This window comes from Microbulbifer sp. (assembly GCF_051659245.1).
Classification (GTDB): Bacteria; Pseudomonadota; Gammaproteobacteria; order Pseudomonadales; family Cellvibrionaceae; genus Microbulbifer.
Map to the genome: position 1 here is coordinate 1 of NZ_JBOFOC010000081.1, position 15,947 is coordinate 15,947.

Annotated in this window: 15 protein-coding genes; 2 read left to right on the forward strand and 13 right to left on the reverse strand. The window is 61.5% G+C overall.

Translation table 11 applies throughout. The features are described 5' to 3' along the window. Positions 1–275: 275 nt before the first annotated feature. The 4 genes from ACRC0P_RS08650 to ACRC0P_RS08665 form a co-directional block, all read right to left on the reverse strand. Positions 276–1,106 carry a sugar nucleotide-binding protein gene (locus ACRC0P_RS08650; RefSeq protein ID WP_438629918.1) on the reverse strand — a complete coding sequence of 277 codons (831 nt, stop codon included), beginning with the start codon at positions 1,104–1,106 and terminating at the stop codon, positions 276–278. Between the two features lie 13 nt (positions 1,107–1,119). Continuing rightward, positions 1,120–1,689 carry a single-stranded DNA-binding protein gene (gene ssb / locus ACRC0P_RS08655; RefSeq protein WP_438629920.1) on the reverse strand — a complete coding sequence of 190 codons (570 nt, stop codon included), beginning with the start codon at positions 1,687–1,689 and terminating at the stop codon, positions 1,120–1,122. 127 nt (positions 1,690–1,816) lie between these two features. Continuing rightward, the gene (locus ACRC0P_RS08660) at positions 1,817–2,980 is read right to left on the reverse strand and encodes an MFS transporter (protein WP_438629922.1); all 1,164 of its coding nucleotides are present in this window, start codon (positions 2,978–2,980) and stop codon (positions 1,817–1,819) included. A gap of 82 nt (positions 2,981–3,062) precedes the next feature. Then, positions 3,063–4,469 carry a mannose-1-phosphate guanylyltransferase/mannose-6-phosphate isomerase gene (locus ACRC0P_RS08665; protein ID WP_438629924.1) on the reverse strand — a complete coding sequence of 469 codons (1,407 nt, stop codon included), beginning with the start codon at positions 4,467–4,469 and terminating at the stop codon, positions 3,063–3,065. 102 nt (positions 4,470–4,571) lie between these two features. Here ACRC0P_RS08665 and uvrA point away from each other — a divergent pair, with 102 nt between their 5' ends. Then, the gene (gene uvrA / locus ACRC0P_RS08670; protein WP_438629926.1) at positions 4,572–7,400 is read left to right on the forward strand and encodes an excinuclease ABC subunit UvrA; all 2,829 of its coding nucleotides are present in this window, start codon (positions 4,572–4,574) and stop codon (positions 7,398–7,400) included. Positions 7,401–7,935: 535 nt separating this feature from the next. Next, on the forward strand, positions 7,936–9,390 hold the full coding sequence (locus ACRC0P_RS08675) for a pectin acetylesterase-family hydrolase (protein ID WP_438629928.1): 1,455 nt from the start codon (positions 7,936–7,938) through the stop codon (positions 9,388–9,390). An 83-nt stretch (positions 9,391–9,473) separates the two neighbouring features. Here ACRC0P_RS08675 and ACRC0P_RS08680 read toward each other — a convergent pair whose 3' ends face one another. The 9 genes from ACRC0P_RS08680 to secY all read right to left on the reverse strand — a co-directional run bounded on the left by ACRC0P_RS08680 (position 9,474) and on the right by secY (position 15,943). Then, positions 9,474–10,085, reverse strand: a complete 612-nt coding sequence (locus tag ACRC0P_RS08680; RefSeq protein WP_438629930.1) for a hypothetical protein — start codon at positions 10,083–10,085, stop codon at positions 9,474–9,476. 155 nt (positions 10,086–10,240) lie between these two features. Beyond that, entirely contained in the window at positions 10,241–10,489 is a 249-nt protein-coding gene (locus tag ACRC0P_RS08685) for a YeaC family protein (protein WP_438629932.1), read from the reverse strand. 414 nt (positions 10,490–10,903) lie between these two features. Continuing rightward, entirely contained in the window at positions 10,904–11,299 is a 396-nt protein-coding gene (gene rplQ, locus ACRC0P_RS08690; protein WP_438629934.1) for a 50S ribosomal protein L17, read from the reverse strand. Between the two features lie 115 nt (positions 11,300–11,414). Then, positions 11,415–12,419 (reverse strand): DNA-directed RNA polymerase subunit alpha, encoded by a 1,005-nt coding sequence (locus ACRC0P_RS08695; RefSeq protein ID WP_438629936.1) that lies wholly within the window; start codon positions 12,417–12,419, stop codon positions 11,415–11,417. 45 nt (positions 12,420–12,464) lie between these two features. Continuing rightward, on the reverse strand, positions 12,465–13,085 hold the full coding sequence (rpsD, locus tag ACRC0P_RS08700; protein ID WP_438629938.1) for a 30S ribosomal protein S4: 621 nt from the start codon (positions 13,083–13,085) through the stop codon (positions 12,465–12,467). Between the two features lie 15 nt (positions 13,086–13,100). Then, positions 13,101–13,490 carry a 30S ribosomal protein S11 gene (gene rpsK, locus ACRC0P_RS08705; RefSeq protein ID WP_438629940.1) on the reverse strand — a complete coding sequence of 130 codons (390 nt, stop codon included), beginning with the start codon at positions 13,488–13,490 and terminating at the stop codon, positions 13,101–13,103. Positions 13,491–13,576: 86 nt separating this feature from the next. Further along, the gene (gene rpsM / locus ACRC0P_RS08710; RefSeq protein WP_438629942.1) at positions 13,577–13,933 is read right to left on the reverse strand and encodes a 30S ribosomal protein S13; all 357 of its coding nucleotides are present in this window, start codon (positions 13,931–13,933) and stop codon (positions 13,577–13,579) included. A 503-nt stretch (positions 13,934–14,436) separates the two neighbouring features. After that, positions 14,437–14,553: a 50S ribosomal protein L36 gene (gene rpmJ / locus ACRC0P_RS08715; RefSeq protein WP_091516926.1), complete on the reverse strand. Its 117-nt coding sequence runs from the start codon at positions 14,551–14,553 to the stop codon at positions 14,437–14,439. Between the two features lie 43 nt (positions 14,554–14,596). Next, positions 14,597–15,943 (reverse strand): preprotein translocase subunit SecY, encoded by a 1,347-nt coding sequence (secY, locus tag ACRC0P_RS08720; protein WP_438629944.1) that lies wholly within the window; start codon positions 15,941–15,943, stop codon positions 14,597–14,599. Positions 15,944–15,947: the final 4 nt, after the last annotated feature.

Sequence of the window (15,947 nt, forward strand, 5' to 3'; positions counted from 1 at the left end):
CATGGCCGCGATCGATGGCCGGGGCAACCCGAAGCTCTGATCGCGGCCATGGGCCGCTCCTACATGGGCCGGTGAAGCCAAAACCCTCGATGCGAAGGTCCTGATACCAGTGGTTTTTTGCGGGACAGTGACTCGGGCCATCCATGGCTCGGAGCGCCGAACCGCTCGCCCTTCGGGCGCCTTCGGCGTCCAAAGCCGTTTTGTCTGCGAGAGGGGCCGAAGGGCCGCCACGGAATTAACTTTCGTCCAGGCAAAGGAAAAAACAAGGCTCCCCCTTATGCCTCGGCCTCCAGCTTCTCCAGCCACAGTTCCACCTGCCGGGTGAGCCCCTGGCGCCAGCTGCGTTGCTGGATACCGAAAACGTCCCGCAATTTGTTGCAGGCCAGCACGGCGCTGCGATCCTCCGCGGCGGGCAGCGCGCTCAGCTGCGGCGAGAGGTCCTCGTCGTAGAAGGATTGCGCGCGCTCCACCACTTCATGGGCAAATTCCAGTGCGGTGCAGCTGTCGGCGGCGCCGTAGTGGTAGACACCGGAGATCGGGGCGCCGCTGGCCAGTTGCTGGGCCACCGCCACCGCAACCCGGGCCATATCCGCCACGGTCACCGGGCTGCCGCGGCTGCGGTCATCCAGGGCGATCGGCTGGTGCGCCGTCAGGCCGCGCAGCACCCGCCCGAGTAACGCGTCTTCGCTGCGGTCCAGCATCCAACCGAAACGCAGTACGCTCACATTGCCGCGCCCCTCCAGGGCATGTTCGCACTCCAGCCACTGGCGCCCGGCATCGGTGGCCGGCGCCGGCTCGTCCTCCTCGTCGTAGCGCTTGCGCGCCCCGCCGGCAAAAACCTGGTAGGAGGAAAGGTGCAAAAGCGGGCTGCGGGAACTTTGCGCCAGCGCGCGGCATGTCCGCAGGGCGGCGGACATGCCCTTGCCCCCGGCGCAGCAGGAGGCGTTGATCACCAACGCGCCGGGGCGCAACTGGTCCAGTTGGTCCGGAGTCAGCAGTTGCACACGAAAGCCGGCGCGCTGCAGGCGTTTCTGCAGCGCGCTGTCGATATCGTTGCCGGCGCCGATAACGGCGACCGATTCCGGTGTATAGCCGGTGTCTGGCACGGCGTGTGGATTCTCAGAAGGGAATGTCGTCGTCGAAACTGTTGTCGAAACCGCCGCTCGCCGGCGGCTGTTGGCTCGGTGCCTGTTGGCTCGGCGGCTGCTGGCTTGATGGCTGGGACGGCGCCATGGAGGAAGGTGCGGAGCGGCCCTGGTTGCCCGGACCGTAGGGGTCGGACTGGCCGCCGCCCTGCGGCTGGTAGCCCTGATCGTATCCGCCGCCCTGGGAATAGCCATCCTGGCCCCCGCGGCTGTCCAGCATCTGCATTTCGCTGGCGACAATTTCCGTGGTGTAGCGGTCCTGGCCGGTGTTCTTGTCCTGCCACTTGCGGGTACGCAGCGAGCCCTCGATATACACTTTACTGCCCTTGCGCAGGTATTCGCCGGCGATCTCCGCCAGGCGGTTGAAGAACACCACCCGGTGCCACTCGGTGCGCTCCTGCTGCTGGCCGGTCTGCTTGTCCTTCCAGGTCTCGGAAGTCGCCAGATTCACGTTGGTCACTGCGCCGCCGCTGGGCATGTAGCGGGTTTCCGGGTCTGCGCCCAGATTGCCGATCAGAATGACTTTGTTGATACCCCTGGCCATGGCCCTCTCCTCTCTATAAGCCCCGGATCTTCTCCGGGAATTTACAATTGTCGAACATTTCGCCGGTCGCCGCTGCGGCAACCAGTGTATTTTTATCCAGCAGCATACAACAGGCGCAGCCGCCCTGTCAGGCGGCTTTCGGCGCACGGGCGTCCAACCGCCACCAGAGTGCGGCCCACATCAGTACTACCGCAATCCCCAGTTGCGCTACCGCCCCGGCACCGCCGAGACCATACAGCCAGCCACCCAGGCTGCCGCCGGAAAAGGCGCCGAGAAATTGCACCGTGGCGTATAACCCGGTCGCGGCGCCGCGGGCCTCCGCCGGCGCCACCCGGGTGAGCTGCGCCGGCATCAGGGCCTCCAGCAGGTTGAAGGCGACAAAGAATACCGCCAGCAGAAATACCAGAGACAGCCCCGAAACGGCCCAGAGTGCGACGCTGCCGGCGGCCAGCGCCAACTGCGCGCACATCATCGCCACTCGCGCCCGGCCGCTGCGCTCGGCTGCGCGCATCAGCGGCAGCATCACCACAAAAGCCCCCAGCATCACCGGGCCGTAGATTTTCCAGTGCTCGCTGCCGGGCAACCGCAGCGTGTCCACCAGCACCAACGGCAGGGGCACGAACAGCGCAGTCAACAGCAGGTGCAGGAAGAAGGCGCCGGCGGCCAGGCGCCGCACCTCCGCACAGCCCAGCACCCGGCGGAAACCACCGCGGTATACCGCCGGCCGCCTCGGGCTCCGCGGAGTCGGCACCAGGCGCCACAGCAGCAGAATACCCAGCAGGGCCAGGACCGCCGTGAGCCAGAACACCGCCGACAGGCCGCCGAACCCCGCCAGTACGGGCCCCAGAACCGCCGCCAGCATAAACGCCAGACCGATGGCGGCGCCGATCACCGCCATGGCCACACCCCGGCTCTCGTCGCGGGTCAGGTCCGCCACCAGTGCCATGGTGGCGGCGGCGATGGCGCCGGCTCCCTGCAGCATGCGCCCGGCGATCAGCCCGTAGACCGAATCCGTCTGTGCCGCGAGCAGGCTGCCCAGGGCGAACACGGCGAGCCCTGTGTATATCACCGGCTTCCGCCCCCAGTGGTCGGACAGCATCCCCAGCGGTATCTGCAACAGCGCCTGGCTCAAGCCGTAGGCCCCGAGCGCCAGCCCCAGCAGTGCCGGCGTGCTGCCGCGGTAGTCCGCCCCGTACACCGACAGCACCGGCAGCACCATAAACAGGCCGAGCATGCGGAAAACGTACAGGGAGGCCAGGCCGGCGAGGGCGCGGCGTTCGGTGGAATTCATCGGCAATCCGGGGCGCTACTTCAATGGGCGCGCATTGTAACAGTGGTGGGCCGGGAGACTGTAGGCGAACCTTGTATTCGCCCTACCTGCGCCCGTAGCTGTCATCGAAGCGGACGATATCGTCCTCGCCCAGGTAGCTGCCCGACTGCACCTCGATCAGCTCCAGGGGGATGGTGCCGGGATTTTCCAACCGGTGCACCACCCCCAGGGGAATGAAGGTGGACTGGTTTTCAGTGAGCAGCAGCTCCTCTTCGCCCCGGGTCACTTTGGCGGTGCCGCGCACCACCACCCAGTGCTCGGCGCGGTGGTGGTGCATCTGCAGCGACAGCTGCTGTCCCGGCTTGACCAGGATGCGTTTGACCTGGAAGCGCGGTCCGGCGTCGATGGAATCGTAGTAGCCCCAGGGTCGGTAGACCTTGCGGTGGCGCAGTGCCTCGCTGCGCTCCGAGCCTTTCAGCCGCTCCACCAGTTTTTTCACGTCCTGCACGCAGTTTTTATCCGCGATCAACACCGCATCGTCGGTATCCACCACTACCAAGTTGCGCACGCCGAGCAGGCCCACCAGCCGGCTGTCGGCGCGCACCAGGCAGCCCTCGGAGGACTCCGCCAGCACATCGCCGTGCAGCAGGTTGTTGTCGCCGTCCCGCTCGGCCAGCTCCCAGAGCGCATCCCAGGAGCCCACATCGCTCCAGCCGGCGTCCAGGGGCAATACCGCGGCGGATTCGGTCTTTTCCATCACCGCGTAGTCCACCGATTCGGAGGGACAGGCGGAAAAGGCCCCGGCGTCGATGCGGGTGAAATCCAGGTCCCGCGACGCCTCCCCGAAGGCGGTGCGGCAGGCCGCCAGTATGTCGGCGCGGTAGCGGCCCAGTTCCTCGATATAGCGGGAGGCGCGGAACAGGAAGATACCACTGTTCCAGGAGTAGTCGCCGCTGGCCAGGTAGCGACCGGCGGTCCCGGCATCCGGTTTTTCGACAAACTCCGCCACTTTCCAGGCACCGCCGCCCAGATCCTCACCGCGGCGGATATAGCCGTAGCCGGTCTCCGCACAGTCGGGCACTATGCCGAAGGTCACCAGATGGCCTCTCTGCGCCAGCTCGCCGGCGGCTTTCGCTGCGCGCCGGAAAGCCGCCGCACCCGCCACCACGTGATCCGCCGGCAGCACCAGCAGCAGCGGGTCCTCCCCGCCGGCGAGCGCGTCCAGTGCCGCCAGCGCAATGGCCGGCGCAGTGTTCCGGGCGCAGGGTTCCAGCAGAATCGACCGGGGCGGGCGGTCGATCTCCTGCAGCTGTTCGGCGGCGGCGAAGCGGTGCTCTTCATGGCACACCAGGATCGGCGCCTGTAACCCTTCCAGGCCGTCGAGGCGCAGCGCGGTGTCCTGCAACATGGTCCGGCTGCCGGCGATAGACAGAAACTGTTTCGGGTAGGCTTCGCGGGATAGCGGCCACAGGCGCGAGCCGGTGCCGCCGCAGAGAATAACGGGGATCATGTGAAATCGATTAATGGCTGGAAATTTCCGGTGGGGAATTTTGGCACAGTTGACTGCCGGATTATACTTGCCTGTTTTTCCGGCCAAAGTAATAGGTAGAGCGTGGACACGATTTACGTACGGGGTGCGCGCACCCACAACCTGAAGAATATCGACCTGGATATTCCCCGCGACAAGCTGATCGTGATCACCGGCCTGTCCGGCTCCGGGAAGTCCTCGCTCGCGTTCGACACCCTCTACGCGGAGGGCCAGCGCCGCTATGTGGAATCCCTGTCCACCTATGCGCGCCAGTTCCTGTCGATGATGGAAAAGCCGGACGTGGACACGGTGGAGGGCCTTTCCCCGGCCATCTCCATCGAGCAGAAGTCCACCTCCCACAACCCCCGCTCCACCGTGGGCACCATCACCGAGATCTACGACTACCTGCGCCTGCTGTTCGCCCGCGTAGGCGAACCCCGCTGCCCGGAACACGGCGGAGCGCTGCAGGCGCAGACGGTCAGCCAGATGGTGGACCAGGTACTGGCGCTGCCGGAAGGCACCAAGCTGATGCTGCTCGCGCCGGTGGTGCGCGACCGCAAGGGTGAACACCTGCACGTATTCGAGCAGCTCCGGCGCGACGGCTTCGTGCGCGCGCGCATCGACGGCCTGGTCTGCGACCTGGACGACGCGCCCAAACTCGACAAGCGCAAAAAGCACACCATCGAGGTGGTGGTGGACCGTTTCAAGGTGCGCGAGGATCTGCAGCTGCGCCTGTCGGAATCCTTCGAGACGGCGCTGGCCCTGACCGACGGCATCGCCTCCATCAGTTTTATGGAAGGCAAGCAGGGCGATCACCTCTTCTCCGCCCGCCACGCCTGCCCGGTGTGCGACTACTCACTAAACGAGCTGGAGCCGCGGCTCTTCTCCTTCAACAACCCGGCCGGTGCCTGCCCCAGCTGCGACGGCCTGGGGGTAAAGCAGTTTTTCGACGAGGAGAAAGTCATCCTCGACCCGGAGAGCAGTATTTCCGAAGGCGCCATTCGCGGCTGGGACAGGCGCAATATCTACTACTACCATATGCTCGACTCCCTGGCCGGGCACTACGGCTTCGACCTGGACAAGCCGTGGGGGAAACTGCGCAAAGCGCACCGCGAAGTCATCCTGTACGGCAGCAGCGACACCCCGATCGATTTCAGCTACGTGAACGACCGCGGCGACGTCACCATCCGCCGCCACACCTTCGAGGGCATTATTCCCAACTTCCAGCGACGCTACCGGGATACCGAATCCCAGTCGGTGCGCGAGGAACTGGCCAAATACCTGAGCACCCAGAAGTGTCCGGAGTGCAACGGCACCCGCCTGCGCCGCGAGGCGCGCCACGTGTTCGTGGACAACCGAACCCTGGCACAGATCACCGAACTGCCGGTGGGCGACGCCTTCGACTACTTCGCCAACCGGCTCAAATTCCGCGGCGCACAGAAGGAGATCGCCGATAAGATCCTCAAGGAGCTGCGCGACCGCTTCCGCTTCCTGGTGGACGTGGGCCTGAATTATTTAACCCTGAACCGCAGCGCGGAAACCCTTTCCGGCGGCGAGGCTCAGCGCATCCGCCTGGCCAGCCAGATCGGCGCCGGGCTGGTGGGCGTGATGTATATTCTCGACGAACCCTCCATCGGCCTGCACCAGCGCGACAACGAGCGACTGCTCAATACCCTCACCCACCTGCGCGATATCGGCAACACTGTGATCGTGGTCGAACACGACGAGGACGCCATTCGCAGCGCCGACTTTATCGTGGATATCGGTCCCGGGGCCGGCGTACACGGCGGCGAGGTAGTGGTAGCCGGCACCCACGAGCAGATTGCCCAGTGCAAGCGCTCACTGACCGGGCAGTACCTCTCCGGCAAAAAGAAAATCGCCGTACCCGAAGAGCGCTACGTGTCGGACCCGGACTATATGCTGCGCATCGAGGGCGCCACCGGCAACAACCTGCAGAATGTCGACCTGGAAATTCCCGTGGGGCTGTTCACCTGCGTGACCGGCGTCTCCGGCTCCGGCAAGTCCACTCTGATCAACACCACTCTCTACCCGCTGGCGGCCACCGCCCTGAACAAGGCCACCACTCTGAAAGCCTCGCCCTATAAAGCAGTGTATGGGATGGAGCATTTCGACAAGTGCGTGGATATCGACCAGAGCCCGATCGGCCGCACCCCGCGCTCGAACCCCGCCACCTACACCGGCATCTTTACCCCCATTCGCGAACTGTTTGCCGGTACCCAGGAGGCCAGATCCCGCGGCTACAAGCCGGGGCGTTTCAGTTTCAACGTCAAGGGCGGCCGCTGCGAAGCCTGCCAGGGCGACGGCGTGATCAAGGTGGAAATGCACTTCCTGCCGGACATCTATGTGCCCTGCGACACCTGCAAGGGCAAGCGCTACAACCGCGAGACTCTCGAGGTGCACTACAAAGGCAAGAATATCCACGAGGTCCTGGAGATGACCGTGGAGGACGCGCGGGAATTTTTCGACCCGGTGCCCGCCATCGCCAAGAAACTGCAGACGCTGATGGATGTTGGCCTGTCCTATATCAAATTGGGCCAAGCGGCGACGACACTTTCCGGCGGCGAGGCACAGCGGGTGAAGCTCTCCCGCGAACTGTCCAAGCGGGATACCGGCCAGACCCTGTATATCCTCGACGAACCCACCACCGGCCTGCACTTCGCCGATATCCAGCTGCTGCTGGACGTACTGCACCGCCTGCGGGACCACGGCAACACCATCGTGGTTATCGAGCACAACCTGGACGTGATCAAGACCGCGGACTGGATCGTCGACCTGGGGCCGGAGGGCGGCTCCGGCGGCGGACAGATTATCGCCACCGGCACCCCGGAGGAGGTGGCCGAGATAAAAGGCTCGCATACCGGTCACTTCCTGAAACCAATGCTGGCGGGCTGACCGGGAAGCGATTCATAACACCTCGCTCCAACCATAACCATAATGAAAAGAGCAGGTATCTGAATATCGGCCCCGCCATCATAGTGGCCGCTGCCTTTTTGTTGTGGGAAATGCATTCACCCCGGCTGGGGCCGCTATAAAAATTCCCCCAACACAAAATACACCCGGCCTGCTGGCACTTCTGGCAACCCTGTTGCTTGATGGGCGGAGTCTGCTACCTGCCTTTGGCTGGTTGTAAGTGCCGCATCCAGCCGGACTTGTCCCAGCTGAATTAATGGCGCAATTTTCATCCATATTGCCCTCGACTAGTGCGTCTATAGTGACTGTACAGTTTTAGTACCCAATTCCCTCGACCACATCAGATTTATTCACTACTCTCAAACCGTTTTACCAATAGGCGATTTGGACCTGTGTCCGGGTTATCGCGGTCAATAAGGGTAGATGTACTGTTTCGCTGTCCCTTGGCGTTTGGCCCGCAGTGCAACTTGGGTGGGGGTCCAGAGAGAAAATTCTGATCAACCCAGGGGATTTAATAATGATAAAAACTCTCCGTAACCTGGCCCCCGCCTTTGCGGCCGGTCTGTTTGTTTTTAGTATTCACGCTCACGCGGAACCGGGCGACTACGGTTTCTGGGATACCATCGGCAACCTGTTCGACCCGCCCGACGCCAACGCGCCGGTGACTCCGGAGCAGGCCCAGGGCATGTATCCGCTGGCCCTACACGACCCGAATTTCAACGACGACTTCGACCCGGGCGATTTCGACAACTGGCAGAAAGTGGATGTGCCGGCCAGCACCGGAGCCATGTGCGGCAACGGCTCGCCCTACAAGTTTTTCATCTACCGGGTACCGGATACCAGCAACACCATCTTCTACTTTGAAGGCGGCGGTGCCTGCTGGGATTACGAAAGCTGCTCCGGCGCGACGGGCATTCGCGGCGCGCGCAACCCCAACGGTATTCCCGACAACTATGTACAGAATATCAACCTGCTGGACTTCCAGAACGCCGCCAACCTGGCCACCGCAGCGATATCCCCGCTGATCTATACCCATCACCCCTACAACCGGTTCAAAACCGGCGAGTGGAACCTGGTGTATGTGCCCTACTGCACCGGCGATATCTACGTAGGGGACAAGACTGAAATCTACCAGGACCCCACCGGTGAGAATCCGGATTTGGTGTGGCACCACAACGGCGTGCGCAATGTGCAGGCGGTGACTTCCTGGGTGAAGAACAACCTGCAGAAACCGAAACAGTTGGTGACGGCGGGCTGCAGTGCCGGCAGTATCGGTGCGCTGCTGAACTATTCCAAGCTGCGCGCGGATATGAATGTGGATTATGGCTACCTGATCGACGATTCGGGCCCAGTCTACCGGGCGCCGCTAAACAGTAACGACAGCAATAGCTATCCGTCTCTGCCGTTGCACAAGAAAGTACTGAGCTCATGGACCACTTTCACTGCCGGCGGCGACCCCAGTGACGTCAATCCGGTCAATATGCTCGCCAATATCACCCCGGGATTTGACAGTAACGAACTGGCCTCGCTCTACACAGGCCTCTCCAACAAGTTCCCCGACGATCGCCTGGGCATCACCCACTTCCTCGCCGACGGCAATTTCTCGGCCTATTCCTACGAGCGTTTCCACGACGATATTGGTAACGATCCAGACCCGGAATCGCGCCTGAACAAGCTGCGCGAGAAGTGGCAGCAAGACACTCATAACAACCTGATCCCGCTGCTCGAGCAGACCGGCAACTGGGGCTACTATTTCCCCATGTACCGGGATTTCAACGAGAGCCACTGCACCACGATCCTCGACCTGGAGTACGGCGAAATCGCCGAGCACGGGCTGGTATTGCGGGACTTCCTTAACAATATCGTGAACTACCAGGGCGGCAGCATGATGCGCGCCTACGAGACGGATCAGGTCTCCGACTATGAAAACAACCACAATTGGTTTTACGACCTGGTGGGAGGGCTGCTCTGATCCAGTGATCAATTAACAATGAACGGTGCGGAGCAGCGGCATTGCGCAGTCGCTCCGCATTGATCAATGATTATTGATCACTTTCATTGGTACGCTTTTTCCCGGGCTTCCTGCAGCCGCCTGCGCAGGTATTCCTGTTTGCTAATACCATCGGGAAAAGTGGTCATCTGCTGCACCTCGCGCACTATCTGCGCTTCCGTTTCCTTGTATTCGGCAAACCCCGGCACGTCCTCGTAAGGATCGTATTCCTCGGCACTTTGTTGCGATTTCCGCCGGTAACTTTCCACCAGCTCACCAGCGGCTCGATCGAACTCCCCCTTGCTGGCGCTGTTGCGCTCCAACCAGGCCAGTTTGAGCGCCATCGCCTCGTAACCCATTATGCGGCCCTCGGACTCGATGGATTCGATCAGCTGCCAACTCTCTTCCGCGCTGAGTTCGCCGCTGTTGTTGAAGTAGTCCTGTAGCGACCGTTTGTCTTTTTCCCGCTGGAAATAGCGCTGTACCCGCGGATCGGAGAGCAGGCTGCCCAGTTCTTCCCGGCTCAGTCCGGCGGGGTCAAGACTCTCCCCGGCGGGGGCTTCGTTAGCGGGGTTATCGGCGCTGTTCTGCGCGGGGGAGGGGAAAAATCGCCAGACTGCAACGCCTGCGCCCAGGGCCAGGGCGATAACAACAGACAGTCGGATCTTATTATTCATTGTTGCTGCTCCCGTTATTGGCGGTAACGGGAACAGTGTAGCCATTGCGAGGAAATGTACAAAGCGCAGTTGGTATCTGCGGATACGTGTAGGAGCGGTCCGGCCGCTCCTACACGGCGGAATCCCGAGTCCCGGGTCCCGGGTCCCGAAAAATCCTACACCCAGTTCAGCTTCTGCTCGTCCACCGTTTTATCGGCACAGGGGGTATTCTTCGGCGGCACGTAGCCCACACGGGCTTCCTCCGGCAGGTTGCGCTTTTCCCAACTGGCCACCGCCTCGGCACAAAGCCGGCGCTGCTCGTCGGTGATAGCGGCGCCGTTGGGCCATTTTCCCAGCTCGATGGCGCGTTTCAGGCTGCCGACTATCTGTGGGTTGAGATTGTTGAGCAGTTGCTGGAAAGACATGGGCTCCAATACCTCGGATATCAGATGCGCACAAAGCGCCCGGAGCGCTTCCGGTCAGCTTTTGCTGACCCGGAGGGTGAAGCGCGAGTGTCCTGTATGGTACTAAATAGTGATACCAGAGCCCCCCAGATTGCTCACAGTTAGGCGCAGCTCGCAGGGAATGGTCATTCCATTTTCAAGAGCTGCAACGCAGCTGTGGGCAATCTGGGGGGCTCCCTTCGGGCGGGCCGCTAAGCAGCCATCTGCGGCGTTGCACTTGCTTGACGTAGCCGGCTACGCCGGCGCAAGTGCGCCTTGCATCTGGCCGCTTAGCGGCCCGCTGGTATCACTATTTAGTACCATACAGGACACTAGGATGTGCTTCATACAAAAAAGCCGGTCTCAGACCGGCTTTCTTGTACAGGACGCCGGAGCTTACGCTTCGGCGGCTTCAGCCGTAGCTTCTTCGACCTCGGGCCGATCTACCAGCTCGACATAGGCCATCGGGGCCTTGTCGCCGGCGCGAAAACCGCACTTCAGGATACGGATATATCCGCCCGGACGGGCTTCGTAGCGCGGGCCCAACTCGTCGAACAGCTTGCGCACGGCATCCTTGTCGCGGATACGGGCGAAAGCCAGACGGCGGTTGGCGACACTGTCCTTCTTGGCCAGGGTGATCAGCGGCTCGGCGACGCGGCGCAGCTCCTTGGCTTTCGGCAGTGTGGTTTTGATCAGTTCGTGCTCCACCAGAGAGGCGGTCATGTTCTTGAACATGGCCTTGCGGTGAGCGCTGGTACGGCTGAATTTACGGCCACTATAGCGATGACGCATGACTCAATTCCTTACGACTTCAACTGCCTTCACGGCAAGTCGTTCTGGCGCGGTAAAAACCGCTGAAGTTAATTCTTTCGCGACCAGAGGCCGCTACTACAATACTTAATAATGTTTACAGAGGGCTCAGCTTGCTGTCGCCTTTGAGGCTGGTCGGCGGCCAGTTCTCCAGGCGCATACCCAGGGACAGACCGCGGGACGCCAGGACGTCCTTGATTTCGGTCAGGGACTTCTTGCCCAGGTTCGGAGTCTTGAGCAGTTCTACCTCGGTGCGCTGGATCAGGTCGCCGATATAATAGATGTTCTCCGCTTTCAGACAGTTGGCCGAACGCACGGTCAGCTCCAGGTCGTCCACAGGGCGCAACAGGACCGGATCCACCTCCTCTTCCTTGGACTCCGGCTGAGCCTCTTTCTCGCCTTCCAGATCCACGAACACTGCCAGCTGCTGCTGCAGAATAGTGGCGGCGCGGCGAATCGCCTCTTCCGGGTCCAGGGTTCCGTTGGTTTCCAGGTCCAGTACCAGCTTGTCGAGGTCGGTGCGCTGCTCCACACGCGCGGACTCCACGCTGTACGCCACGCGGCGAACCGGGCTGTAGGAGGCGTCCAGCTGCAAGCGGCCGATCGCGCGGGTTTCCTCTTCCTCGTCGCGGCGGGCGTCGGCGGGCTGATAGCCCCGACCGCGCGCCACGGTCAGACGCAGGTTGAGTTCCACGTCGCCGGTGATATTGGCGATCACGTGCTCGGGATTCACAATCTCGATGTCGTGATCCGCCTGGATATCTCCAGCTGTCACCGCACCCGGGCCCCTTTTGCTCAGGCTCAGTACCGCCTGGTCCTTGCCGTGCATCACAACGGCGATATCCTTCAGGTTGAGCAGGATTTCAATCACATCCTCCTGCACACCCTCAATCGCGCTGTACTCGTGCCCGACACCCTCGATTTCCACTTCGGTGACGGCACAGCCCGGCATGGAAGACAGCAGGATGCGGCGCAGGGCATTGCCCAGCGTGTGACCGAAACCACGCTCCAGGGGCTCCAGAACCACTTTGGCGTGGTTCGGGTTGTACTCGGTGACGTCAATACGCCGCGGTGTCAAAAACTCGTTGACAGCAGTCTGCATAGCCATACCTGTTTACAGTTACTTTGCCTTAAGTGGAACTAGGTCTTACTTGGAATAGAGTTCCACAATAAGGTTTTCGTTGATCTCTGCCGGCAGGTCCACACGATCCGGAGCGCGCTTGAAAGTGCCCTCCAGTTTGCTCGCGTTGACGTCTACCCACTCGACGTCGCCACGCTGGGCGGCGAGGGAAACGGAATGCTGGATACGCATCTGCTTTTTGGCTTTTTCGCGTATGGAGATGATATCGCCTTCCTTAACCTGGTAGGAGGGGATGTTCACAGCGCTGCCGTTGACCAGAATCGCCTTGTGGGAAACCAGCTGGCGCGCTTCGGAACGGGTCGAGCCGAAACCCATGCGGTACACCACGTTGTCCAGGCGCTTCTCCAGCAGTTGCAGCAGGTTTTCACCGGTGGCGCCCTTCAGGCGCGCCGCTTCCTTATAGTAGTTGCGGAACTGCTTTTCCAGTACGCCGTAGATACGGCGGACCTTTTGCTTTTCGCGCAGCTGTACGCCGTAGTCGGACAGACGGCCGCGGCCGGCGCCGTGCTGACCGGGCTTGGCCTCTGCGCGACACTTGGAGTCGTGCGGGCGAACACCGCTCTTCAGCTGCAGATCGGTACCTTCCCGGCGGGAAAGTTTACATTTTGGTCCAATATAACGTGCCATTTTGTCAGCCCCCTGTTACACGCGACGTTTTTTGGGCGGACGACATCCATTGTGCGGGATGGGCGTCACGTCGGTGATGTTGGTGATCTTGAAGCCGCAGTTGTTCAGTGAGCGAACCGCTGATTCGCGACCGGGGCCGGGGCCCTTGACTTCAACGTCGAGGTTTTTCAGGCCGTACTCCTGAGCGGCAGTACCTGCGCGCTCGGCGGCAACCTGGGCTGCAAACGGCGTGCTCTTGCGAGAGCCGCGAAAACCGGAACCACCCGAAGTGGCCCAGCTGAGGGTGTTACCCTGGCGATCGGTGATCGTTACGATCGTGTTGTTAAACGATGCGTGGATGTGGGCAACACCGTCGACAACGGTCTTTTTGACCTTTTTGCGAACAGTAGTTTTTGGCTTGGCCATACCTGTATCCTAAATCCTGTATCAAATCCCCTTCTCAAGAAGAGAGGGCTTGTGAAAACCGCGGGCGCGCTTTACTTGCCCAAAACCTATTTACGAATGGGCTTGCGCGGCCCCTTGCGGGTACGGGCGTTGGTCTTGGTGCGCTGGCCGCGAACCGGCAGGTTGCGGCGGTGGCGCAGGCCCCGGTAGCAGCCCAGATCCATCAAACGCTTGATGTTCATGGACACTTCGCGGCGCAGGTCGCCCTCGACGGTGAGCTTGGCAATTTCACCGCGGATGGATTCGATCTGCTCTTCAGAGAGGTCGCGGATCTTGGTGGATTCAGCGATACCGGTCGCTGCCAAAATAGACTTCGCCGTGGTGCGACCGACCCCGAAAACATGGGTCAGGGAGATCACGGCGTGCTTGTGGTCTGGTACATTGACACCAGCAATACGTGCCATAGAGGCATACTCCACGTATTGGGAGCCACTACTTTTAATAAAGAGCGTGGCTCTACTTTGAATTCGGCGCTGACAGCGACTAAAAAACCGGCGGCGCCACCAAAAAGGCGCGCAAGAATAGCTTTTCAGACACTAAATTGCAATAGCCCAACGCTCTCCACCCTGGCGGAGAGCGTAATGGACGACAGTCAACGCCCCCTTTTTGATATCGTCCAGCCAGTCGGCCTTCCGATATCCACCACCCGCCTGGAAGGGCTTGCGGTGTCGCCGGCTGGCGCGAGGGGCTCGCGGCAGCCGGCTGGTTCTTCCTGTAGGAGCGGCGGGACGGCCATCCGCCCATGGCCGCGATCAGAGCCCGATCGCGGCCATGGGCAGATTTTTGATCCTGCAAAATCTGCATTTCCGCTGGGCGGCACCCCGCCATCTCTGGCGGTCGCCGCTCCTACAATGGCGGGCCTTCGGCCCGCCCGGGTCCCGGATCCCGATGGTCCCGGGTCCCGCGCTTAGCCCTGCCGCTGCTTGTGGCGCGGATCGGTACTGCAGATTACCCGCAGAACACCTTTGCGGCGCACGATTTTGCAGTTACGGCAGATCTTTTTTACAGAAGCGCGTACTTTCATGACCTTACCTCAATTCAATCAAACTGCTCGCCGGTGTACCGCGTTAGCGGCGACCATAGCTCTGCAGGTTCGCCTTTTTCATCATTCCTTCGTACTGGTGGGACAGCAGATGTGACTGCACCTGTGCCATAAAGTCCATCACTACCACTACAACGATCAGCAGTGAAGTACCACCCAGATAGAAGGGTACGTTCAATCCCACCACCAGAAACTGCGGCAGCAGGGAAACCAGTGCGATGTACACGGCGCCCACCAGGGTCAGACGAGTCAGCACGCTGTCGATATAGCGCGCGGTCTGCTCACCCGGGCGGATACCGGGCACATAGGCACCGGACCGTTTCAGGTTGTCCGCCACTTCGCTGGGGTTGAACATCAACGCCGTATAGAAGAAGCAGAAGAAACCGATCAGGCCTGCGAACAGGATAATGTTCAGCGGCTGCCCCGGCCCCAGGGCCAGCGCCAGTTTCTGCAGTATCTCCGCACCCAGCCCCTCGCCGCCCTGGCCGAACCACTGCGCCAGGGTGGCGGGGAACAGCAGAATACTGCTGGCGAAGATCACCGGAATAACGCCGGCCATATTCACCTTCAGCGGCAGGTGGCTCGACTGGGCAGCCGGTGCCGCCGAGTAGCGCCCCGCCTGGCGACGGGCGTGGTTGATGGTAATCCGGCGCTGGCCGCGCTCCATCACCACCACGAAGTACACCACGGCGACGGCGACAAAGCCGATGGCCAGCAGCAGCAGAATGTGTAACTCGCCCTGCCGCGCCTGCTCGAAAGCTTGGCCGATGGCACTGGGCAGGCCGGCGACGATGCCGGCAAATATCAGCATGGAAATGCCGTTGCCCACACCCCGCTCGGTGATCTGCTCACCCAGCCACATCATGAACACCGCACCGGTCACCAGGGACGTCACCGCCACAAAGTAGAAACCGAACGCCGGCTCCGCCGAGTAGGCGAGGTTCTGCCCCGCCAGACCGAAGGTCATGCCGATACCCTGGATCAGTGCCAACACCACCGTCAGGTAACGGGTGTACTGGTTGATCTTGCGCCGACCGGCGTCCCCCTCCTTCTTCAATGCCTCCAGAGACGGTGTCACCGCGCTCATCAGCTGCATGATGATGGACGCAGAGATGTAGGGCATGATACCCAGCGCCAGAATGCTCATACGTTCCAGGGCGCCGCCGGAAAACATGTTGAACATCCCCAGGATGGTGCCCTGGTTCTGGTTGAACAGGTTAGCCAGCTTCTCCGGATCGATACCGGGCACCGGAATATGTGTCCCTACGCGATACACCAGTAACGCGAGGAACAGAAAACGAAGGCGAGCCCAAAGCTCGCCCAATCCCTTGCTGTTACCTGGGGAGTTTACGCCGGATCCTGGTCGTGCCATTTGG

Excerpts from the sequence above, each read along its gene's own strand:
- ACRC0P_RS08695 (WP_438629936.1), bottom strand. The coding sequence starts at position 12,419 with ATGCAGACTGCTGTCAACGAGTTTTTGACACCGCGGCGTATTGACGTC.
- secY (WP_438629944.1), bottom strand. The coding sequence starts at position 15,943 with ATGGCACGACCAGGATCCGGCGTAAACTCCCCAGGTAACAGCAAGGGA.
- rpsD (WP_438629938.1), bottom strand. The coding sequence starts at position 13,085 with ATGGCACGTTATATTGGACCAAAATGTAAACTTTCCCGCCGGGAAGGT.
- rpsK (WP_438629940.1), bottom strand. The coding sequence starts at position 13,490 with ATGGCCAAGCCAAAAACTACTGTTCGCAAAAAGGTCAAAAAGACCGTT.
- rpmJ (WP_091516926.1), bottom strand. The coding sequence starts at position 14,553 with ATGAAAGTACGCGCTTCTGTAAAAAAGATCTGCCGTAACTGCAAAATC.
- ACRC0P_RS08660 (WP_438629922.1), bottom strand. The coding sequence starts at position 2,980 with ATGAATTCCACCGAACGCCGCGCCCTCGCCGGCCTGGCCTCCCTGTAC.
- ACRC0P_RS08680 (WP_438629930.1), bottom strand. The coding sequence starts at position 10,085 with ATGAATAATAAGATCCGACTGTCTGTTGTTATCGCCCTGGCCCTGGGC.
- rplQ (WP_438629934.1), bottom strand. The coding sequence starts at position 11,299 with ATGCGTCATCGCTATAGTGGCCGTAAATTCAGCCGTACCAGCGCTCAC.
- ssb (WP_438629920.1), bottom strand. The coding sequence starts at position 1,689 with ATGGCCAGGGGTATCAACAAAGTCATTCTGATCGGCAATCTGGGCGCA.
- ACRC0P_RS08685 (WP_438629932.1), bottom strand. The coding sequence starts at position 10,489 with ATGTCTTTCCAGCAACTGCTCAACAATCTCAACCCACAGATAGTCGGC.
- ACRC0P_RS08675 (WP_438629928.1), top strand. The coding sequence starts at position 7,936 with ATGATAAAAACTCTCCGTAACCTGGCCCCCGCCTTTGCGGCCGGTCTG.
- rpsM (WP_438629942.1), bottom strand. The coding sequence starts at position 13,933 with ATGGCACGTATTGCTGGTGTCAATGTACCAGACCACAAGCACGCCGTG.
- ACRC0P_RS08665 (WP_438629924.1), bottom strand. The coding sequence starts at position 4,469 with ATGATCCCCGTTATTCTCTGCGGCGGCACCGGCTCGCGCCTGTGGCCG.